The following is a 19,617-nucleotide window of genomic DNA, read 5'->3' as shown; positions in this document are numbered from 1 at the left end:
AGTTTGGGGCGTTAAAACTACCCATTGTGCCTAGAATCATGAACTGCTAATATGGAAGGTATGCAAAATAGAGGAGGTACACATGAAGCGTCTTGACATACGCAACATTGCCATTATTGCCCACGTTGACCACGGGAAAACTACACTGGTCGACAAGCTTTTGATCCAATCGGGCACATTCCGCAGCAACCAGCAAGTAGAAGAGAGAATGATGGATTCGAATGATCTTGAACGCGAACGTGGGATTACCATTTTGGCGAAAACCACTTCCGTCAAGTATAACGAGTTCACTATTAACATTCTGGATACGCCAGGGCATGCTGACTTCGGTGGTGAAGTAGAGCGGATCATGAGCATGGTGGATGGCGTTCTGTTGATCGTTGATGCCTTTGAAGGCTGTATGCCGCAAACGCGTTTTGTATTGAAAAAGGCATTGGAAGCAAAAGTGACTCCAATCGTTGTCGTAAACAAGGTGGACCGGGAGAATGCTCGTCCGCAAGAAGTCATTAATGAAGTTTACGACTTGTTCATTGATTTGGATGCAACAGAGGATCAATTGGAGTTCCCGATCGTCTATGCATCAGGCCTGCAAGGTATTGCTGGTTTGGAGCCGGATAAGCTGGAGGAAGACCTGCGTCCGTTGTTTGATACGATCGTTGAGCATATGCCAGCTCCAGAGGCAGATGAGAATGCGCCACTGCAAATGCAAGTGACGATGCTTGATTACAATGACTTTTTGGGCCGTATCGGGATTGGCCGTATTTACCGTGGTACCATGAGCGTGAACGAGATGGTATCGGTAACGACACGTGATGGCTCTGTGAAAAAAGTACGGATTCAAAAGCTGTTTGGTTTCTCTGGTTTGCAGCGTGTCGAGCAAAAAACGGCAAAAGCCGGCGATATCGTCGCCATTGCGGGTATTGATGACATCAACGTGGGAGAAACGATTTGCCACATTGACCATCCAGATCCACTGCCGCTGCTGAAAATTGATGAGCCGACCCTGCAAATGACGTTTTTGGTCAACAATAGTCCATTCGCAGGACGCGAAGGCAAACACGTGACTTCTCGTAAGCTTCGCGACCGTCTGATGGCTGAGCTTGAGACAGATGTATCTCTTCGTGTGGACGAAACAGATTCGCCAGATGCATTCGTCGTATCTGGACGCGGCGAATTGCACCTGTCTATTCTGGTGGAGAATATGCGGCGCGAAGGCTTTGAGCTGGCCGTTTCCAAGCCGGAGGTAATCATTCGCTTGATTGATGGGCAAAAGATGGAGCCTGCAGAAATGCTCGTAATCGACGTACCAGAGGAGTATACCGGCTCTGTCATGGAGACCTTGGGCTATCGCAAGGCGGAGATGGTCAACATGGTTAACAATGGATTCGGTCAAGTGCGCCTCGAATTCATTATCCCATCCCGTGGACTGATCGGTTATAGTACGGAATTCCTGACGATCACTCGCGGCTACGGGATCATGAACCACTCCTTTGACAGCTACCGTCCATTGGTACAAGGTGCTGTCGGTGGCCGTCATGCAGGTGTATTGATCTCACATGAAACAGGAACTGCGACAACCTACGGCTTGATGTCGGTAGAAGATCGCGGGATTATGTTCATTCATCCAGGTACTGAAGTGTACGAAGGCATGATCGTGGGTGAGCACAACCGTGACAACGATCTGACGGTAAACGTATGTAAAGAAAAGCATGCGACAAACGTTCGTTCCGCTACCAAGGATGAGACGGTGAAAATGAAAACACCACGCATCTTGACACTGGAAGAAGCGTTGGAGTACTTGAATGACGACGAGCTGTGCGAAGTAACTCCACAATCCGTTCGTCTCCGCAAAAAGTATTTGAACAAATCCGATCGTGAGCGCTACGAAAAGCAAAGACGTTGGGAAGCTCAGCCGCAAGCGTAAGGATGAAATAGATCAAAAGCCGCTTTATCCTGTGTACAGGAGGAGGCGGCTTTTTCTTGCTTTCAAGAGGATGCTGCTTGGAGCTCCCGCACGTTGCGCATGCAGGAGCTGGTTGGCATTACTTGAGCAGGTTTTCGATGTCTGAAGTCAGTTCTTCTGGCTGTACCCGAGCGCCAATTCGTTTTACGACGCTGCCATCCGGATCGATAAGGAATTTGGCGAAATTCCACTCGATGTCCTGGCTTTCGCCATTGGGCGCATGTGCTTTCAGATGTTGATAAAGCGGGTGTGTATCTGCTCCGTTGACGTCAATTTTGGCAAAGAGCGGAAAAGTGACACCGTAGTTGACATCGCAAAATTGAGCGATTTCTTCTTCACTGCCGGGCTCCTGTCCAGCAAACTGGTTGCAGGGAAAACCGAGGACTTCGAAGCCTTGCTCGCGATAGCGATCATACAATTCCTGCAGGCCTTTGTATTGGGGGGTAAGACCGCATTTGCTCGCTGTGTTTACGATGAGCAGAGCTTTTCCTTTATACGCCTCCAGCGTAGTCGTATCTCCTGTAATCGTCTTGACGGAAATCTCGTAAATACTCATGGTATTCCCACCTTTTTCTATCAGATAGAACCATCATATCATGTGCGTTCCAAAGCTTGCCAGCTCGGGAAGCGCGGGGATGTGCAGGGCAGCAGGAGTTTTGACAGGGCAACGTGCACCTGATAAAGTGAAAAGGATAGATCTTGATCATGTAGGAGTGGACCCGGATTGAAAGTCGAATGCCAGATTCGCGTCGAACAGGATGAGTACCATACTGCTCTGGACGCGTTGAACATGGAAGCCGAGTCCTTGCAGGCGTTCACCAGGAACCCGCGGGGGCTTCACACGAAAATACGTAATGACATGGATGCGGCTTGCAGCGAGACGTTGACGAAATTTTTCGTATCTCCAATGTTTGAACAACTGCCAGTCATTCTGGAAGCTTCAGTGGACGAGGAAAATGAAGTACGAGAAGAAAAGGTTTGCCTGCATGGCTTGCACGAGAGTGGCTTGTCCCAGGTGAAACAGGAGGGATAAGACATGGATTGGCTCATACTTGCATCTCAATACGTTCCTGCAAATCCGGACCAGCTCTCAGCCTATGATAGCTTTCGGATCTGGGCAGATAGCAACCGGGCATGGATCATCTTCGTGGAGTTGATTCTCGTGTACTATCTGGGATTTGCTACCACTTGGCGCATGCCGATATTGAAGACGGTATTGCTGCTTGTTTTCTTGTTTATTGGCTCACTTATTTTTGCTATCTTAGACGTACAGCTTCCGGTGAAGAGCTCTATGATGGTTGCGATCGCCATTTTAGTGATTGTGAAAGTACGGATTAAACCTGATGCCAATAAACGGAGTTAAGGAGGATACGGCATGAAGCGTGATGACGCCTTGTTTAACTGGATTCAAATCCAAGTCGTAGCCGATGCCAGACCAGATGATCAATCCGCTTTGAATACAGCTTCTTTCTTTCGGGAGATGTTGCGTGAGGATCATGAAATGAATGAGCTGTCTTATCGGCAGGATGGTGATTGGTACGTCTTGACAGGGCGGTCCGATAGTGAAGAATGGGAAAGCAGATACCCCGCAGAGTCTGTACAAGCCTTGTTGATCGCGATTAATAATGAACCCCGGTATAATACATAAAAGGCCAAAATGAGAAAGCTCCTTCAAGTCCCTAGATCCAAAGGGCGACTTGGAGGAGCTTTTTATGCATGGAGGCTGACTTCTGAGGACTTTGGGCCTGTGTATAAAGAAATAGATTTTCAAGAGTTGCAACCTTTCTTGAATACGCCTCGTCAGTAAGTTTGCCGCAGGGTGATGTAGGTAAATATTAGTAGACTTGAGGGAGGCAACATCGATGAAAAAATATATGACCAGGCCCGTAGTAGCGGTTGTAACGACGGCCGTCTTGATTGGTGGAGTAACACCACTATTGGCAAGTGCAAGCGTAGAAACACACTCTGCCCCTGCCAAGGTAACAGTCGGAGAAGTCACAACGACACCGATCGCGAACAAGGAGCTTATTGCGACCACACAAAAAGCAGCCAGCCCCGCAACTGCAACTCAGGTAACAGCCAGTGCTGTTTCCGGTTTGAAGCCTACATCGACAAAGGTCGTGATGAACGACGAGGGGAAAAAAACGACGCGCTATAATTTGAAAGACCTGGCCTTGAACGATCCGGACACCTTGCAAATCCTGCTGAAGCAACAAGCGGAGCATCTGTATATGGTTGTGGACGAAATCGGCCTGGATACCCATTTGCAGACATTCATGCAGGACCATACGGAGGAATGGGAACGAATCTATCAGGAGCACTACAAGAATATTTGGCTGGAAGTACGCTTCCTGGATGATCAGGAAATCGTCAGTGTCCAAGCAGAGACCGAGGGTATCAAGGCATATATAAAAGGGATCGTCACACCTGATGTAACCAAAATCGTCGTCACCAAGCCGAATGGCGATACCATCACCGTGGTGCCGACCAGTGAGCTTACCTTTGCCGTCAGCTTCTTGTGGAATGGCAGCTCCAAGGATGAGTATGCGACTGTGAAAGCCTATGCGGGAACGAAATTGGTGGACAGTGAAAAAGTCAAGCTGGTACCACAGACAGAAGATGACGCACAGCTCTTGATGCATACTTATTCGGTGCTGGATGCCAAAAAATCCGAACTGAAATTGCGCGGAATCGTCAAGTTGCCTGCTGACAAGATATACGTTACCTACAATGGCGTCAAAAAATCAGCGAAGGTCCAAAAGCTGTGGGATGATGTAGGCAGCTTCAGCTTTACCCTCAAGGATGTAACAGAGGGGAAAGAAAAAGCATTGGTAGAAATCTACAAGGGAGATAAGAAGCTCTCTTCTTCTTCGATCGATGTCCAGGTGATTAATAAGACGGAGAATACGGCTAAGGTATATACCCTTACAGGAGTTGCCGAAATCGATGCAAAGCAGAAAAAAATCAAGGTCAGCGGTACGGTTGCTGGCTGGGATAAAAACAAGAACAAAAATGTAAGTCTTGCGATTGTCGCTCCGAATGGGCAGAAAAAGGTTGTAAAACCAAATGCGCATGGTGAGTTCAACCACACGTTCTCTCTTTCTGGCAAAAACAAGTCTTGGAATGGTGACGACGTCAAGCTGGAGCTGTATGTAGATGGCAAGCTCGTGATTGAAAAAGAAATCTCGTACAAAACAGTTACGACCAAAGATAACAAGCATCCAAATGGCAATGCCTACGGATATTGGAAAAACCAGGACAAGAAGGGGAAAGACAAGGATCGCGACGATGAAGACGATGACGATGACGACGATGATGACGAAGATGAGGATTAATCTTATTTGATTTGTCGATATGACTCCACATAGTCTATGATCTGGCGGATGTAATCGCCAATGATCGGAATCGAGAGAAATTGGGATAAAAGTGAACCGAATAAAGCCAATACGATGGCAGTCCCGATCGTAAGACCCAGCCCCCGGGCAAGACCTGCGAGGAAATTCGTCCAAAGCAGCTTGCGCGGGGCTGTGTAATTTTGAATGACATCCGCTAAACGTATATCCTCTAGAAACATGGCGATCTTGTCCATTCGCTCATTCAGTTTACGTACTTCCGCGATTTCCTTGGAGAGATGATCGATTTGGGCAAGCAATCGTTCTGTTGGGGACATGCTTTAGCCTCCTTCTGATTGTTCTGGATCGGGTTTGATCCAACATGCAGTTTCGGTTGCCTATCAAGGCGAATGAAGAGTACAATGGATTTACATATCTTTCCTGGGAGGGCAGTGGCATGGCTGAAACGGTTTCCCAAACATTGTCCGAAGAATTGTTTTCGTTCCTGCAGCAAGAGCGCTTTGTTACACTTGCGACGATCGACCATGAGACAGGGGCACCTGCGCTCCATTCTTTGTCATGGACGTTTGCTGAATCTGTGCAATTGATTCGTTTCGCCGTAAATAACCGTTCCCGGATCCTTGCAAACATCGCCAAACAGCCTGAGGTCGTGCTTCATCTGATCGTAGCTGACTCCTCATATGCTGTCAACGGACGCGCAGCCATCAAGACTGACAGAATGGCAGAGGTGCCTTTGAAGCTGGCGATGATTGAGATGGAGATTTACTCGGTCCGGGACATCATGTTTTATGGTTCCCGAATCTCTGTAGAACCACAATACGAGAAAACGTATGATAAAAAAGCGGCGATGAAGCTGGATGGTCAAGTAATGGCAGCACTTCGAAAAGGTCCATAGATTCAATTCCACTTTCTTGAAAAAAATGATTTGACAAAATTGCAACCATTCCGGTAGTATTAGGTTCAATTACAGCATAAATGAATAGTGTATTCTTCTTATCCAGAGCGGCGGAGGGACTGGCCCGATGATGCCCGGCAACCAATCACCTGTATTTAACAGGGAGATAATGGTGCTAATTCCTGCAGAGTGATTCAACTCTGACAGATGAGAAGGATTTGTTTACGGTGACGTAATCAAAGCCTTCTTTCAGAGGAAAGAGGGCTTTTTTCATGCCCTCGCAGTTGAATTTGAGGGGAGCGAGATCATCATGCATTTGGAAACAAAACTGGTTCAGACAGGAGTAGGAAGAGACGAAAACACAGGGGCAATCAATTTTCCCGTCTATTTCGCAACCGCATACCGTCATCCGGGGATGGGGCAGAGCACAGGCTTTGATTATACGCGGACGGCGAATCCGACCAGGGCAATACTGGAAGAGGCAATTGCGACAGCTGAATCAGGTGACAGTGGGTTTGCCTGTGCCTCAGGCATGGCTGCGATCCACACTGTTATGGGTTTGTTTTCACAAGGAGATCACGTTCTCGTTTCACTGGATTTGTATGGCGGTACATATCGCTTGTTTGAGCAGGTATTGACCCGTTATGGACTCGCATTTACGTATGTGGACCTGCGTGATGCGTCAGCAGTGAGAACTGCCATCCGTTCGCAGACAAGAGCCATTTTTGTTGAGACGCCGACCAATCCGCTCATGCAGATCACGGACATTCGTCTGATCGCGCAGATCGCCAAAGAGCATGGCCTGTTGACCATCGTGGACAATACCTTCATGACTCCTTATTGTCAGCGGCCGTTGGAGCTTGGCGCTGATATTGTCCTGCACAGCGGGACCAAGTATCTGGGTGGACATAATGACGTGCTGGCTGGCTTGATCGTGTCAAAAGGAGCTGAATTGTCGGAGAAGCTGAAGTTTTTGCATAACACCATCGGAGCTGTTTTGGGACCGCAAGACAGCTGGCTGTTGATCAGAGGCCTCAAGACACTGGCACTGCGCATGGAACGTCATCAGGCTAATGCATGGGCAGTAGCACAGCGATTGAAAGATCATGCGGCCGTTGCCGAGGTCTTTTACCCGGGGCTGCAGGACCATACTGGGTACCTGACGCAGTTGGAACAGGCAAGTGGCTTTAGCGGCATGGTATCCTTTCGTGTCCGTTCAGCTGAACAGGTGCCCGTGATTTTACAGAATCTGCAGGTCATCTCTTTTGCCGAAAGTCTGGGTGGCGTCGAGTCCTTGTGTACGTATCCGGCAACGCAGACCCATGCAGACATCCCGCAAGAAATTCGCGCATATGTGGGTGTATGTGACCGGTTGTTGCGTTTGTCGGTTGGCATTGAACATCCTGACGACTTGATCGAGGATTTGACACAGGCACTCGACGCTAGCCTGGTAGCAGGGGGGACTGTTCGATGAACTTTGCAACGAAAGTGCTGCATGGTACATCTTGTTTTGATCCGGTCACAGGTGCTTCTTCGGTACCGATCTATCAAGCCTCGACCTTTCATCAAGCAGATCTGGAATGCCCTGGTCGCTACGATTATGCACGCTCTGGAAATCCGACCAGACAGGCGCTGGAAGAGGCAATTGCCGTATTGGAAGGAGGAGAGAGGGGTTTTGCCTTTGCATCCGGTATGGCTGCCATTTCCAGTGTGTTCATGCTCTTTTCCTCGGGCGATCACGTCATTGTCGCAGAGGATGTCTATGGAGGTACCTTTCGATTTTTGACCAAGGTGCTGTCCCGCATGGGGATCGGGGTGACCTTTGTGGATGCGACCCGCGTGGAACAAGTGACGGCAGCGATTACTCCGGCTACCAAAGGCATTTATCTGGAGACGCCATCCAATCCGACGCTGAAGGTCACAGATCTGGCGGCAGTGTGCAGAATGGCCAAACAACACGAGCTGCTGGTTATCGTGGACAATACCTTCCTGACGCCGTATTATCAACGACCCCTGGAGCTGGGAGCAGATGTGGTGATTCACAGTGCAACCAAATTTATCGGAGGACATAGCGACGTGGTGGCTGGTCTGGCAGTCACGAAAGACGCAGCCTTGGGAGATCAGCTGTATATGATTCAAAACGGCATGGGAGCCATTCTTGGCGCGCAGGATAGCTGGCTGGTGATGAGAGGATTAAAAACGCTGAAAGCAAGACTGGATGTCGGCACACGCTCAGCAGACCACATTGCCCATTGGCTTGCGGAGCATCCTGCTGTGAGCCGTGTCTATTATACCGGCTTGCATTCGCATGAGGGACACCACGTTCAGGAAAGACAGGCGAGCGGTCATGGCGCAGTCCTTTCGTTTGATGTCGGTAGTCGGGAGCGGGCAAAAGCGATTTTTGATCAGGTGAAGCTGCCGATCGTCGCTGTCAGCTTGGGTGCGGTAGAGACGATTCTTTCGTATCCTGTTGCGATGTCACATGCATCCATGCCTGTAGAGGAACGGGAGAAAAGAGGAATTACTGACGGATTGATCCGACTTTCTGCAGGTTTGGAGGACACTGAGGATCTTGTGCAGGATCTGGCACAAGCACTCGATTCACTTCCGCCATTTGAACATAAAATCAATGAGAAAAAGACATTCTCCCGGGCGTAATCCTGGGACGAATGTCTTTTTTTACAGTATCGGAAAGTATAAACTTCTGTGAGTAAAACGTCCCGATACTGCAAGAATAACCTACCTCTAAAACGCGGTCGCACGTCATTGAAATGGCCTCGATAGAGGTTTTCTTATGCAGCCTATGGTGCCTGTGTACGGTTGGCATTGATCTTGTCATTTCCATGTGGCTTAGACCTGCCATCCTTGTTGATGCGTTGCTCATTTTCACGCGAAGGCTTGTCCTCGCGTTGTTGAACATGCCGGGGAGCTTGCGGGATAATGCGACCGACAATATCTCCCATTTCTTCGGCAAATCCATGAATCGGGCGACCCCGGCGAATATCTGCGGCCATCTCCCTCAGTCGTTGGACGATATCGGGATCCGCGGTCACTAAAGCTGTGGCGCCTTGAGGGTCTTCTTTCAGCGCCTCGGCGACGGAGTATTTGATGACTCCCACTTCAGGTCGATCCAGATGGGCGTTTACGTCAATGCCGACCACCGCGTATTTTCCTACCACTACAGCTGTAGCCCCATTCACTTTCGGGACACGTTTGGCCAGTTCAACCAGACGATCAGCAGTTGCTGCGGCAGACTGGTTCTTGGGAGGTGTGGGATTCGTTTGCTGGACACGCTGTGTCTTCTGAATATGTTGATTCGGCTGTGGAGCAGCTTGGTTAGCAGGTGGCTTGTTGTTCGTCGTGCACGCCGTAAGCAAGAGACATAGGCTGAGTGTTCCAATTACGCTCCGTTTCACACGCATTCTCCTTTTCCTTATTTTCCTCCGAAAGAAGGGCAGGGATAAAAGTATTGTGTTCCCACCGACCTGTTTTCATTCTGTGAAATGGTCCAAGACTATCTGTTAAAAGAACCACATAGACTTTAGTACATCACGCTCCTGCATCAGAGCATCCCTTTCAAAAATTGCATAGGGTATATAAGATGGGTATTAGGAGGCGAGATTTTGAAGAAAATCTACGTACTGGACACCAACGTACTCCTGCAAGATCCTCGGGCGATGTTTTCCTTCGCTGACAATGAAATCATCATACCCGCTGTAGTATTGGAAGAGATTGATTCCAAAAAGCGCTATATGGATGAGATTGGACGGAATGCCCGTTATGTATCGCGCTTGCTGGACAGCTTTCGTGAGCACGGACATCTGCACTCAGGAATAACCCTGGAGACAGGTGGACTATTTCGCGTAGAGCTGAACCATTCATCCCTGCATAGGCTGCAAAAGCAATTCACCGAAATGAGCAATGATAACCGAATATTGGCCGTAGCGCTCAACTTGCAAGAGGAAGAAAATCTGTCTCCACAACCACGTCCGGTAATCCTCGTCAGCAAGGATGCCCTGATGCGAGTAAAAGCAGATGCCCTCAATCTGACAGCGGAAGATTTCTTATCAGATCGCGTAGTAGGAGAATTCTCCAGCTTGTACACCGGTTATCAAAAAATGATGGTCTCATCCGACGTGATCAAATCGTACTACGCAAACCGAAAGCTGCATTTACCCATCTGTTTTCCGCGGTATCGCTTTTATCCGCATCAATTTCTGGTATTGAAAGACGAATGCAATCCCTCCATATCCGCGGTGGGAAAAGTGGATACCGATGGTAAGAACCTGGAAATGCTCGTGACAGACGATGATCCGATCTGGGGGATTCGCGCACGAAATGTACAGCAGCGCATGGCGATCGAGCTATTGCTGCGTGATGATGTTCCGCTGGTAACCATGACAGGAAAGGCAGGGACAGGAAAAACATTGCTGGCTTTAGCTGCAGGCTTGCTGCAAATTGAAGATCAGCAAAAATATAAAAAGCTATTGGTGGCAAGACCGATCGTGCCTTTAGGAAAAGACATCGGCTATCTGCCCGGCGAAAAAGAAGAAAAGCTGAGGCCGTGGATGCAGCCGATTTATGATAATTTGGAATATTTATTCAACACAAAGCGACCAGGTGACCTGGATAAGATCCTTGCTGGAATGGGCAGTCTTCAAGTCGAAGCGTTGACCTACATTCGCGGGCGCTCCATTCCCGAGCAGTTCATCATTATTGACGAAGCACAAAACCTGACCAAGCATGAGGTCAAAACCATTCTTACACGTGTAGGGGACGGCTCCAAAATTGTTTTGATGGGGGATCCCGAACAAATCGACCATCCCTATCTGGATGAGAGCAACAACGGATTGACCTACGTCGTGGAGGTTTTCAAGGATCAGAAGCTGGCTGGACATATCAGGCTGGAAAAAGGAGAACGAAGCGTGCTGGCACAGCTTGCCGCAGATTTATTGTGAGGGACATGTATAGGCTGAAGAGAACGGAACATACTAGTTATTGTCGAGCCCGATGATTCATGATAAAACGGTGCAACCTTTTAGGAGGCGAAGAGCCGTGGATAACCATGATGAAGCAATCGACGAAAGTCGCGTTGGCGTTAACCGAATTCTTTAGGTGACTTTACTCTATAATGGAGGTTGAAGTGCCAAAGAGAATAACCGGTAATACCCCATAAAAAGCATTTCGGGCTCGACAAGGACCGCTCCCTTATTGGGGGCGGTTTTGTTTGTACAGTTTGGATCGCCTGTTTTTTTGAATGGCATCGCCCACATGTTTTTGTCCACCCTCCCATAGATATGTAAAGAAGGAGGGGAGGTATTATATGGTAAGTCTGGACTCATCTATCGCTTTTCTAATTTATATTACGGCTGTATCCAGCGCTGCTGCCGGTGTCACAGAAGCGTGCAAATCGATCGTCCCGTTCCTGGCAACCGATTACGAGCCGAAAGAAGACTGCTGGGAGGATCATAATGAGGCAGCGCGGTTTATGAACTACAAGCGTTTTTTTAATCTCCTGATTTCTGTCGTATCAGCAGGGGTTATTTTTGGAGCTTTGGGTCTTGATCCAGCTGCCATCCTATTGGGCGCTACCTCTGCATACGTAGAGAATCCTTGGCAAGTCGGCACGTGGCTATGGGGGATTGTAGCCGTGTTTGGATCACCTTTTTTTGCTTCGCTATTGAAAATTTTGGAAGGATTCAAACAGCAGGTTTCGACTGATCATCCGCCGAACCGACCGAGGCGGAAGGTGACGGGCCCTCGAGATGATCGATAGCCGCTCTTGCTCCATCGTTGTACCTGAGTTAAGATAACGATGTACAAACAGGCTGGAGATGGTGTGCGACAATGAAGAACTGGAGACATCGACAAATCGTTTCGCTCTTTTTGATCGCGGTATTGATTCTTCCGGCTTGTGCTTCCAAAAGCGAGCTTGGCGACTCTTTTGATCCGGAAAATCAAAAAGAATACGGCATTAACGGTACGTATGTAGGACAGAACATTCAGGAAGCTATCGACATTCTGCGCCCGGCCAAGGCTGATTTTATGGACATGCAGACACGCGAAGCATACACCGTGGAGCAGATGGCGTCTGGCCAGGGAAAAATGGTGATGGGCATGATGCTGGTAGATCGTGCACAGGTCATCGTCATGGTGGAGCATGGGGTGATCCAGTCGATTATGCTGGCAGGAGTACCCGAGGAACAAGCACAGGAGCTTAAAACGAATCGCGGTTTGGCCATGTATGACAGCGAGGTACAATTGAAAAAACTGTATGGCGAAGCTGCTGGGGAAAAAGAAGTGGTGTACAAAGGCAGCAAGCAGACGGCCAGCTTCGGAATTATCAATGAGCAGGTTGTCTGGTTCCGTTTTGATCGCTTGTAATGGGAGGATGAAAGTGCGTTCTTGATGAACGCACTTTTTTGTACTTGAGTGGCATGCTAACCTTAGCGGTGCAACCATTGCAGCGAGACTTGATAAGCTTTTGCGATGCCTTCTGCTAGATCGGGCATGCTGCTATCGAGGATATAGAGGGGGGACTGTCCATCCGCTCCAGGAATTTTTCCTCGTACATGCTCCTTTAATTGCTCCAGGGCTGCCCAACGATCCTGTGAGCTGCCTGTTTGCAGATCAAAAGAAAAACATGAGACCCGGTCTGCATAAAGATACATACGGTCATTTTGACTGACGAAGCCTATATCCTGGAGCTGCTCAAGAGATGCCGATGAAGGAACGTAAAGAAGCTCAAAACGGTCGCCAAGCATGTTCGACTTTTGAAGTATTGTGGACAGCTGTTCACAATCTTCTTCAGATTCCACGACAAAAAGCAGATCATCACGATCAAACACATTGACATGATCCCCGATTTTATGTATGACTTGAGCATAGAAGCCGGGCAATTTGCCGACGGGTACGTGCATTTCGATACCGTACATATGCTGCATGAGACCCACCACCTATCACGATTTTCTACCTTATCGTACCAAAAAAACAGGGAGGTTCCTATGAATAAAGCATCCTTTACTATCGAGAGCTATGCGCTGGGAATGTTTCAGACAAACGCTTATGTGCTGACAAATACAGAGAACGGAGAAACGATTGTCATCGACCCAGGGATGGACCCAGATGTTCTCCTAAAGGCAATTGCCAACAAAAATGTCGTCGCAATCTTATTGACTCACGCTCATCTGGATCATATCGGCGGATTGAACCAGGTCAGAGCATTGACCCATGCACCGGTTTACATTCACCCGGTTGAGCAGGAGTGGCTAACGAATCCAGATTTGAATGGCTCCAGCCGCTGGAATTTGCCTGAGCCGATCGTTTGTGAACGGGCAGAGCAAGAGCTGTCGGATGAGCAGCTACTGGAATTGGCTGGTTTGTCGATTCGCGTTCTGCATACACCGGGACATTCGCCAGGCAGCTGCTCCTTTGTGATCGGACAGCATTGCTTTGGTGGAGACGTCTTGTTTGCCCAAAGTATCGGACGTACAGACCTGTTGGGTGGGGATTACGAGACGCTTATGATGAGTATTCAGGATAAATTGTTTGAGCTGGATGATGAGACGATCGTCTATCCGGGTCATGGACCAAAAACTACAATTGATACGGAAAAGACCTACAATCCTTTCGTAACAGGGCTGCTTCGATAGGTCGCCAGAGAGAACAACACGAGGCATTGGAGGAAATTGTAAACTTTTGGCGAAACAAGATGGGGTCACAAAAGAAAAGGAGCGACAAGCATGAAAGTGAAATGGCGTTGCGGGGCGTTGGCGATTGCTCTTGCCCTGGCAATGGTCGCAGGTTGTGTCCCGCCGAATACACAGCTGAAAGAACAAAATAGAGTTCAACCACCACCGCCGATGCCTCCCTCAGCAGCCACTGAGCCTGCCACAGAGCAAGTGAGCCATGAACCGCCGCCTGAACCTCTGCAGGAAGAAAATGCCTCACGCTTTCCCGAAACACGGGTGTCTGTCATGGCCGTAGGAGATATCATGGTCCACGACCAGCAGCTGGAAGGTGCATGGAACTCGGCTGAAAAATCCTATGATTTCCTCCCTTCCTTTGTCCATGTTCAACCCTTGTTTAAAGAAGCGGATTGGGTTATCGGCAATCTGGAGACGACCTTGACCGGACAGGAGGCCCGCTACTCCGGATACCCTATGTTCAACTCGCCGGAGTCATTGGCACAGACGTTGATAGATGTCGGATTCACCGCTGTCTCCACAGCCAACAATCACTCGCTGGATCGCAAAGAGGCTGGTGTTCTCAAAACGATCGAGCATCTCGATCAGGTGGGGCTTTTGCACACGGGCACGTTTCGAAATCCGCAGGAGCGGGATGAGTCGCTTATGCTCAGTAAAGACGGTCTGACCCTGGCTTTGCTTTCGTACACCTATGGAACCAATGGCATTCCAATACCCGAGGGCAAACCCTATTTGGTCAATCTGATTGACCATGAGCTGATGAAAAAAGACATCGCCAGAGCGAGAGAAAAAGGAGCGGATCTCGTAGCGGTTGCCCTTCATTTTGGTGATGAATACAAGCGTCTACCTAATGCTTTTCAAAAACAAACAGCTGAATCGGCGCTTCAGTACGGAGCAGATCTCATCCTCGGTGCGCATCCCCATGTCGTGCAGCCGTACGAGTGGAAGACTGTGACCCTTGAGGATGGGCAGGAGCACAAAGGATTGATCGCTTATTCGCTGGGCAACTTTATCTCGGCTCAACGCTGGGACTACAAGGATGTAGGGGCTATACTCAAGCTGACCTTGCACAAGGGCGAGAATGGCGAAGCTAGTATCGAGCATGCTGAAATGATTCCGACTTATGTCTATTTTTCACGTAAAAACGGCAAGCGCAGCTACGTGATCTATCCTGTTCCCCAAACATTGGAAAAACTAAAGAATAGTGAGAAAGATGTAAATGTATCCAAAGAAGCGATTCAGTACATGAATCGTTTGCAGCAAGAGATTCCCGTCCATGTGATTCAAGAAGTCACGCAGAAAAAAGCCAGCTAACGCAGTAGCTGGCTTTACTGTTTGCCCATCCCAAAGGGCAGATTTAGTTTTAATTGCAGTTTAAGCTCCTCATCCTTCAAGCTCATCTTTTCAACTTGGATATTCGGGGAGATCAGCTCTGGGTAGAAGCCGAGATCATACATCTTCTCCATTTCATCCACTGTAGAGCGCGGTAATTCGAACCCGTCAAAATAGAGAGAATCGATATGGAATTTCAAATGCTTGGGTGAGACCAGTTCGTACCGTCCGATCAGCCGAAGCTCCATATGGTCATAGGTACCTTCCACGATCAGCTTGTTATCGCTGAAAATAAATTTGGATTGCTTGAACATTTCGTCCTTGGAAGCGAGGAATTGATTGAACTCATCCTGTTTGATCGTCAGCGTGTGGGTGAAAAAGCCGCTTGACTGAATCCGCTCAGGAGTAGCCAGCTCCGGAACCTGGACCATAACGTTGGCAAGCATGCCGAAAAAGGTTTGGAATGCAGGCAATCCGCGCTGCTGCCAATCAATGATCAGGTGGTCCATGAGAGATTCTACACTTGTTGGGTCGTCCAGCTTTTGGACATTTTGCTCCTTTTCCGCTTGAATGGCGAGCATTTCGGTCAGCTGAACTTCGTATTTTGCCCGCAGCGTAGCGAGCTCGGTCAAGTAGTTCTGCTGATCGGCCTGCATGGTTGCCAGTCTGGTTCGTTCTTCCTGGAACATCTCCAGTCTTGTGATATCCCTTTCGTAGAGGTACTGCATAAAATCAACCATCAGAAGCAGCTGATTGAAATTCTCTGCCTGAAACAACAGGGTCAGGAGGTCGGCGCGTTCGCCTGTGTAATAGGCGCGCGCCACTTCACCCGCGTGGCGGCGCATCGCATCTATCATTAGTTTTTGCCGTTGCATGTCGAGTTCCAGGCGGGCAATATCGCTTTTTGTACGGGTTTCTTCATCCTTGATCAGTGTTAGCGTTCGCTCCAGTTCCTTTTGCGTAAAATGCTGCTGCAAGATCAGCTGCTCCAGAGGAACAGACTGCTCTTCCTGGGCAAACACGGTTAAGGGGCACAGAACGAGGAGCAGGATGAGCAGGAATTTGCGCATATTTTCACCTTTTATATCGTGATGGGCAACTCTGGGCCTATTGAAAGGAACTTTTGTCTCTACATTGTATGACTTCTTTTCGTATTATAGCCTTATAGAGTTGAATTTGGATAGCAGGAGAAGAGAAGAATGGGTCTAACCGAATGGATACGTGAAGAAATAAAAAGCAGTCCGGAGCAGGCAATTCCCTTCATGCGGTTCATGGAGCTTGCTCTCTACCATCCTGTCTGGGGCTACTACATGACCGATAGGCAAAAGGTAGGGAAGGAAGGGGACTTCTACACCAGTACGACCGTCCATCCTGTCTTCGCAGAAACGTTGGCGGATGTAGCAATAGCGATGTTCCATGCGGGGCAGCTCAGACAACCTACCCTTGTAGAGATCGGAGGAGGGACGGGGGTGCTTTGCCGGCATATGTTAGATCGGCTGCGCGAGAGCGACCCGGCTCTGTACCAGACTGCAAAAGTCATCATGATTGAGACAAGTCCCTATCATCGGCAACTGCAAAAAGAAAATCTTCAGGGTCATGAGATTGAGATTGTCTGGCACGGATCTCTGGCTGAAGCAGCGGCAGCGGGACCCATCGAGGGAATTGTTTTGTCCAACGAATGGCTGGATGCATTTCCGGTACATCTTGCAGTCAAAAAAGATGCAGGTTGGCGTGAAGTGTGGGTGACCGTCACAGAGGATGGTTTTGCTGAAATGGAACGCGATCCTACTCCACAGCTAGAGGAGTATGTACGAAAGTATGGAGCTGAGGTACCAAAAGGAGTGCGCATTGAGGTAAACCTGGGAATGGGTCAGGCTGCCCATGACGTATCACGCTTGTTAAGCAAGGGCTTTGTCATTACGATCGACTACGGCGATTGGCAGGAGGAGCTCTACCATCCGAGCCGCAAAAAAGGGACACTCATGTGTTTTCATCGGCATCAAGGGCATGATAATCCTTTTCTGAATGTTGGAGAACAGGATATCACCAGTCATGTGAACTTTACCGAATGGAAGAGAAGAGGGGAAGAAGAGGGGCTGAAGCTTCTGAGCTACTTGCGCCAGGATCAGTTTCTCATGCGCAGCGGACTGTTGCAAAAGGCTGTCGCCCATTCTGATCGGGACCCTTTTACTAGCCACGCCATGAAAAGAAATCGTGCGATCGTTCAACTTGTCGATCCGGCGGGCTTGGGAGGCAGGTTTCGTGTCATGGTACAGGGGAAACAGGTAGCGGAGGATTGTTCATTTTTTCCGTCGTAAGTCTCGGATCATTTTCTCCATTAAAAAAAGATGCTCATGGAGAGCATCTTTTTTTATTACAGCATCATTTGCAGGAGTGCGTGTTCTTGTGGACCTACAGGCATTACGAAGAATGTATAGTAGGTGAAACCTACGAAGGACAAGAACATAAAGCCAAAGAAAATGTTTAAGTATACCCGCTCAGTCAGATTCATGTAGCTCAGGGCTACGAAGAAAGCGGTCAAACCAAAGAAGATCAGTGCCATTGGGTACAACTGTGCCCAGAACGCCATCAGCGCGATCACGATCGTCCAGAAACCAAGAACGCGATACATACGATCCATCTGTATCCCCCCTTTTGCGTAATCGGCAATATTTACAAGATTCCTTCCCCATTATATAGGACAGGTGAACACGTGTAAACGGGAAGGTATGACGGTTTTTTGGCAGTTGTTCACACAATCGTGAACTTTTTGGACTTATCCATACTGAATGACCGTATAATTGCAGGATTGACATCCGCATTGCATCGATTCATCTTCTCGTAATTCAATGTTCCCCAGATAGGTCTCAAATATTCCTGTAAGCAAGGCATTATGCATTTTGCAGATGGAGTTGGGATATTTTTTGGCAGACTCAGAAAACGTGCAATTTTGCACGCGAAAACGCAAGAGTCCATCAGAGATAATGTCAATTTCCGGCTTCAAGCCTTGCGCTACGACGAGTCGGTGAATTTGGTCAAGCTTTGTTTCCAAGTCTGCAGATTGTACATGTATATGACTTTGGGCAACCGCCCGTTTTGCCATCTCTGTCCCCATTCGATGTCCCATCTTGATCAACGCTTTTTCGCCAGGCTCTCCAAGCGAGAGCAGACTTTCGATAGCGATATCAGCGAGCAACTGGTAGTCACGAGGAGGGAACTGCAGGCTAACCACCTGATCAGACAGAGAATACAGACGACTTGGCCGTCCACCCTTGCCGCTCTTGTCAGAAACAGCTGTGAGGAGCTGGACGTCTTCCAGTTTCGTTAGATGGAGCCGAGCCACATTGGGGTGGATGGAAAAATGATCGGCTACTTCCTGAACCGTTATCGGGTTTTTACTGTATGCCACAAACTGATAAATGGAAAAACGGGTGGGGTCCGCCAAAGCGCTGGTTAACTTTTGTGCATCATCAACTTGCATGCTGGTACCCCCTTCATGAATGGCATCTGTATTAGTGTATCCGATTTTTCGAGGGTTGTTAAGGTTACAGTGTGCAAACTGTTACATTCTGCGGATATTACAGCTCAGAAAGAATGCGTATCGAAGCCGGATTTTCCGGATTCTGACCAAAAGACCACCTTTAAAGCGCAGTTATTTATCACGTGAAATGCTACAAAAACCGTTTGATTTACGGCTATATTTTATATTAACTACTATTGACATAGTGTTAATGAGACCTTTATAATCCAAAGTAAGAAAGGTTTTTTTATTTGCTAACTTTTATAAAGCGGTTAAGCCTTTTTACACCTACCTATAGATGAAAAAGGAAGCTGTAAAGAAGAGAGACGGAGGGGTAACTGATGGCAGTTGCTGAACGTACACGCACTCAAAAAATCACGTTTTTCACGTATCCTAGCTGCACTTCCTGTCGCAAGGCGAAAGCATGGTTGTCAGAAAACGGGGTACATTACGAAGAGCGTCACTTGTTTAAAAACCCGCCAACAGCAGAAGAGCTGCTTGATATTATTAAAATGACAAGCAACGGCCTGGATGAGATTTTGTCCACACGAAGTCAACGCTTTAAAAACCTGGATGTGGACATTAACGATATGTCGGTCAAGGAACTGCTGGAAATGCTCAGCGAGGAACCTCAGCTGCTGAAGCGCCCGATTCTGACCGATGGCGAAAACTTGATCGTCGGATATAATTCATCCGCGATGAAAAATTTACTTTCTTAATGAAAAGAGGAGGGCTGATGCCTTCCTTTTTTTGGTGTGCCACGCATGGCGATTGACTAGGTGGTGAAAGTCCACTGTGGGGGTTTGTAGTTACCAACCACTAGCCAAGAGCAAGGGTGTCCACCGCGA

22 protein-coding genes and 1 riboswitch are annotated in these 19,617 nt (G+C 48.4%); of the genes, 15 read left to right on the top strand and 7 right to left on the bottom strand.

Translation table 11 applies throughout. The annotated features are described in order from the left end of the window. Window positions 1-82: 82 nt before the first annotated feature. Complete coding sequence (gene typA, locus JZI27_RS06865; RefSeq protein ID WP_122907716.1) at window positions 83-1,924, top strand: translational GTPase TypA; 1,842 nt, start codon at window positions 83-85, stop codon at window positions 1,922-1,924. Window positions 1,925-2,042: 118 nt separating this feature from the next. Here typA and JZI27_RS06860 read toward each other — a convergent pair whose 3' ends face one another. Further along, window positions 2,043-2,519 carry a glutathione peroxidase gene (locus tag JZI27_RS06860; RefSeq protein WP_251243143.1) on the bottom strand — a complete coding sequence of 159 codons (477 nt, stop codon included), beginning with the start codon at window positions 2,517-2,519 and terminating at the stop codon, window positions 2,043-2,045. A 168-nt stretch (window positions 2,520-2,687) separates the two neighbouring features. On the opposite strand from JZI27_RS06860, the gene JZI27_RS06855 reads away from it, so the two are divergent. The 4 genes from JZI27_RS06855 (at window position 2,688) to JZI27_RS06840 (ending at window position 5,298) form a co-directional block, all read left to right on the top strand. Next, window positions 2,688-2,996, top strand: coding sequence for a hypothetical protein (locus JZI27_RS06855; protein WP_280207118.1), 309 nt, complete (start codon window positions 2,688-2,690; stop codon window positions 2,994-2,996). A gap of 3 nt (window positions 2,997-2,999) precedes the next feature. Then, window positions 3,000-3,326, top strand: a complete 327-nt coding sequence (locus tag JZI27_RS06850; RefSeq protein ID WP_122907713.1) for a YlaH-like family protein — start codon at window positions 3,000-3,002, stop codon at window positions 3,324-3,326. Between the two features lie 12 nt (window positions 3,327-3,338). Then, entirely contained in the window at window positions 3,339-3,611 is a 273-nt protein-coding gene (locus tag JZI27_RS06845; RefSeq protein ID WP_280207117.1) for a hypothetical protein, read from the top strand. A 214-nt stretch (window positions 3,612-3,825) separates the two neighbouring features. Beyond that, window positions 3,826-5,298 (top strand): hypothetical protein, encoded by a 1,473-nt coding sequence (locus JZI27_RS06840; protein ID WP_280207116.1) that lies wholly within the window; start codon window positions 3,826-3,828, stop codon window positions 5,296-5,298. A gap of 2 nt (window positions 5,299-5,300) precedes the next feature. On the opposite strand, the gene JZI27_RS06835 is transcribed toward JZI27_RS06840, so the two are convergent. After that, window positions 5,301-5,633, bottom strand: coding sequence for a DUF5665 domain-containing protein (locus tag JZI27_RS06835; RefSeq protein ID WP_122907711.1), 333 nt, complete (start codon window positions 5,631-5,633; stop codon window positions 5,301-5,303). 119 nt (window positions 5,634-5,752) lie between these two features. Between JZI27_RS06835 and JZI27_RS06830 the strand changes: the two genes are divergently transcribed. The 3 genes from JZI27_RS06830 to JZI27_RS06820 all read left to right on the top strand — a co-directional run bounded on the left by JZI27_RS06830 (window position 5,753) and on the right by JZI27_RS06820 (window position 8,869). Then, window positions 5,753-6,211 (top strand): pyridoxamine 5'-phosphate oxidase family protein, encoded by a 459-nt coding sequence (locus tag JZI27_RS06830; RefSeq protein ID WP_251243146.1) that lies wholly within the window; start codon window positions 5,753-5,755, stop codon window positions 6,209-6,211. Between the two features lie 95 nt (window positions 6,212-6,306). Next, window positions 6,307-6,425: riboswitch (SAM riboswitch) on the top strand. A gap of 96 nt (window positions 6,426-6,521) precedes the next feature. Next, entirely contained in the window at window positions 6,522-7,685 is a 1,164-nt protein-coding gene (locus tag JZI27_RS06825) for an aminotransferase class I/II-fold pyridoxal phosphate-dependent enzyme (protein ID WP_122907709.1), read from the top strand. Beyond that, window positions 7,682-8,869, top strand: a complete 1,188-nt coding sequence (locus JZI27_RS06820; RefSeq protein ID WP_251243148.1) for a trans-sulfuration enzyme family protein — start codon at window positions 7,682-7,684, stop codon at window positions 8,867-8,869. The genes JZI27_RS06825 and JZI27_RS06820 overlap by 4 nt, the downstream gene beginning before the upstream one ends. Window positions 8,870-9,012: 143 nt before the next feature. Here JZI27_RS06820 and JZI27_RS06815 read toward each other — a convergent pair whose 3' ends face one another. After that, window positions 9,013-9,633 (bottom strand): YhcN/YlaJ family sporulation lipoprotein, encoded by a 621-nt coding sequence (locus tag JZI27_RS06815; protein WP_122907707.1) that lies wholly within the window; start codon window positions 9,631-9,633, stop codon window positions 9,013-9,015. Window positions 9,634-9,834: 201 nt separating this feature from the next. Between JZI27_RS06815 and JZI27_RS06810 the strand changes: the two genes are divergently transcribed. From JZI27_RS06810 to JZI27_RS06800, 3 genes are all read left to right on the top strand, one after another. Further along, window positions 9,835-11,169, top strand: a complete 1,335-nt coding sequence (locus JZI27_RS06810; RefSeq protein ID WP_122907706.1) for a PhoH family protein — start codon at window positions 9,835-9,837, stop codon at window positions 11,167-11,169. 365 nt (window positions 11,170-11,534) lie between these two features. Next, the gene (locus JZI27_RS06805; protein ID WP_122907705.1) at window positions 11,535-11,987 is read left to right on the top strand and encodes a hypothetical protein; all 453 of its coding nucleotides are present in this window, start codon (window positions 11,535-11,537) and stop codon (window positions 11,985-11,987) included. A 71-nt stretch (window positions 11,988-12,058) separates the two neighbouring features. Continuing rightward, window positions 12,059-12,595 carry a hypothetical protein gene (locus JZI27_RS06800; protein WP_280207115.1) on the top strand — a complete coding sequence of 179 codons (537 nt, stop codon included), beginning with the start codon at window positions 12,059-12,061 and terminating at the stop codon, window positions 12,593-12,595. A gap of 62 nt (window positions 12,596-12,657) precedes the next feature. Here the strand turns inward: JZI27_RS06800 and JZI27_RS06795 are convergent, their stop codons facing one another. Continuing rightward, window positions 12,658-13,155 carry a hypothetical protein gene (locus JZI27_RS06795; RefSeq protein ID WP_251243149.1) on the bottom strand — a complete coding sequence of 166 codons (498 nt, stop codon included), beginning with the start codon at window positions 13,153-13,155 and terminating at the stop codon, window positions 12,658-12,660. A gap of 60 nt (window positions 13,156-13,215) precedes the next feature. Between JZI27_RS06795 and JZI27_RS06790 the strand changes: the two genes are divergently transcribed. Together JZI27_RS06790 and JZI27_RS06785 are read left to right on the top strand one after the other, a co-directional pair. After that, a complete protein-coding gene (locus tag JZI27_RS06790) occupies window positions 13,216-13,863 on the top strand; it encodes an MBL fold metallo-hydrolase (RefSeq protein ID WP_122907702.1) in 648 nt (215 codons plus the stop codon). Window positions 13,864-13,953: 90 nt separating this feature from the next. Beyond that, window positions 13,954-15,231 (top strand): CapA family protein, encoded by a 1,278-nt coding sequence (locus JZI27_RS06785; RefSeq protein ID WP_280207114.1) that lies wholly within the window; start codon window positions 13,954-13,956, stop codon window positions 15,229-15,231. A gap of 14 nt (window positions 15,232-15,245) precedes the next feature. Here the strand turns inward: JZI27_RS06785 and JZI27_RS06780 are convergent, their stop codons facing one another. After that, window positions 15,246-16,319, bottom strand: a complete 1,074-nt coding sequence (locus JZI27_RS06780) for a coiled-coil domain-containing protein (protein ID WP_122907701.1) — start codon at window positions 16,317-16,319, stop codon at window positions 15,246-15,248. A gap of 129 nt (window positions 16,320-16,448) precedes the next feature. Here JZI27_RS06780 and JZI27_RS06775 point away from each other — a divergent pair, with 129 nt between their 5' ends. Further along, entirely contained in the window at window positions 16,449-17,567 is a 1,119-nt protein-coding gene (locus JZI27_RS06775) for a class I SAM-dependent methyltransferase (protein ID WP_122907700.1), read from the top strand. 56 nt (window positions 17,568-17,623) lie between these two features. Here JZI27_RS06775 and JZI27_RS06770 read toward each other — a convergent pair whose 3' ends face one another. Further along, entirely contained in the window at window positions 17,624-17,890 is a 267-nt protein-coding gene (locus JZI27_RS06770; protein WP_122907699.1) for a DUF2626 domain-containing protein, read from the bottom strand. Between the two features lie 135 nt (window positions 17,891-18,025). After that, the gene (locus JZI27_RS06765) at window positions 18,026-18,730 is read right to left on the bottom strand and encodes a helix-turn-helix transcriptional regulator (RefSeq protein ID WP_122907698.1); all 705 of its coding nucleotides are present in this window, start codon (window positions 18,728-18,730) and stop codon (window positions 18,026-18,028) included. A 380-nt stretch (window positions 18,731-19,110) separates the two neighbouring features. On the opposite strand from JZI27_RS06765, the gene JZI27_RS06760 reads away from it, so the two are divergent. Beyond that, complete coding sequence (locus JZI27_RS06760) at window positions 19,111-19,488, top strand: Spx/MgsR family RNA polymerase-binding regulatory protein (RefSeq protein WP_122907697.1); 378 nt, start codon at window positions 19,111-19,113, stop codon at window positions 19,486-19,488. Window positions 19,489-19,617 lie beyond the last annotated feature (129 nt).

The sequence above is a fragment of the Brevibacillus sp. AY1 genome (genome assembly GCF_029870785.1).
Taxonomy (GTDB): Bacteria; Bacillota; Bacilli; order Brevibacillales; family Brevibacillaceae; genus Brevibacillus; species Brevibacillus invocatus.
Note: the sequence above shows the minus strand (reverse complement) of the source record. Positions and strands in the feature narration are given on the sequence as shown.

What these genes read in the sequence shown, in the direction of transcription:
- typA (WP_122907716.1), top strand. Translation starts at nt 83, where the DNA reads ATGAAGCGTCTTGACATACGCAACATTGCCATTATTGCCCACGTTGAC.
- JZI27_RS06860 (WP_251243143.1), bottom strand. Translation starts at nt 2,519, where the DNA reads ATGAGTATTTACGAGATTTCCGTCAAGACGATTACAGGAGATACGACT.
- JZI27_RS06850 (WP_122907713.1), top strand. Translation starts at nt 3,000, where the DNA reads ATGGATTGGCTCATACTTGCATCTCAATACGTTCCTGCAAATCCGGAC.
- JZI27_RS06845 (WP_280207117.1), top strand. Translation starts at nt 3,339, where the DNA reads ATGAAGCGTGATGACGCCTTGTTTAACTGGATTCAAATCCAAGTCGTA.
- JZI27_RS06840 (WP_280207116.1), top strand. Translation starts at nt 3,826, where the DNA reads ATGAAAAAATATATGACCAGGCCCGTAGTAGCGGTTGTAACGACGGCC.
- JZI27_RS06835 (WP_122907711.1), bottom strand. Translation starts at nt 5,633, where the DNA reads ATGTCCCCAACAGAACGATTGCTTGCCCAAATCGATCATCTCTCCAAG.
- JZI27_RS06830 (WP_251243146.1), top strand. Translation starts at nt 5,753, where the DNA reads ATGGCTGAAACGGTTTCCCAAACATTGTCCGAAGAATTGTTTTCGTTC.
- JZI27_RS06825 (WP_122907709.1), top strand. Translation starts at nt 6,522, where the DNA reads ATGCATTTGGAAACAAAACTGGTTCAGACAGGAGTAGGAAGAGACGAA.
- JZI27_RS06820 (WP_251243148.1), top strand. Translation starts at nt 7,682, where the DNA reads ATGAACTTTGCAACGAAAGTGCTGCATGGTACATCTTGTTTTGATCCG.
- JZI27_RS06815 (WP_122907707.1), bottom strand. Translation starts at nt 9,633, where the DNA reads ATGCGTGTGAAACGGAGCGTAATTGGAACACTCAGCCTATGTCTCTTG.
- JZI27_RS06805 (WP_122907705.1), top strand. Translation starts at nt 11,535, where the DNA reads ATGGTAAGTCTGGACTCATCTATCGCTTTTCTAATTTATATTACGGCT.
- JZI27_RS06800 (WP_280207115.1), top strand. Translation starts at nt 12,059, where the DNA reads ATGAAGAACTGGAGACATCGACAAATCGTTTCGCTCTTTTTGATCGCG.
- JZI27_RS06795 (WP_251243149.1), bottom strand. Translation starts at nt 13,155, where the DNA reads ATGCAGCATATGTACGGTATCGAAATGCACGTACCCGTCGGCAAATTG.
- JZI27_RS06790 (WP_122907702.1), top strand. Translation starts at nt 13,216, where the DNA reads ATGAATAAAGCATCCTTTACTATCGAGAGCTATGCGCTGGGAATGTTT.
- JZI27_RS06785 (WP_280207114.1), top strand. Translation starts at nt 13,954, where the DNA reads ATGAAAGTGAAATGGCGTTGCGGGGCGTTGGCGATTGCTCTTGCCCTG.
- JZI27_RS06780 (WP_122907701.1), bottom strand. Translation starts at nt 16,319, where the DNA reads ATGCGCAAATTCCTGCTCATCCTGCTCCTCGTTCTGTGCCCCTTAACC.
- JZI27_RS06775 (WP_122907700.1), top strand. Translation starts at nt 16,449, where the DNA reads ATGGGTCTAACCGAATGGATACGTGAAGAAATAAAAAGCAGTCCGGAG.
- JZI27_RS06770 (WP_122907699.1), bottom strand. Translation starts at nt 17,890, where the DNA reads ATGGATCGTATGTATCGCGTTCTTGGTTTCTGGACGATCGTGATCGCG.
- JZI27_RS06765 (WP_122907698.1), bottom strand. Translation starts at nt 18,730, where the DNA reads ATGCAAGTTGATGATGCACAAAAGTTAACCAGCGCTTTGGCGGACCCC.
- JZI27_RS06760 (WP_122907697.1), top strand. Translation starts at nt 19,111, where the DNA reads ATGGCAGTTGCTGAACGTACACGCACTCAAAAAATCACGTTTTTCACG.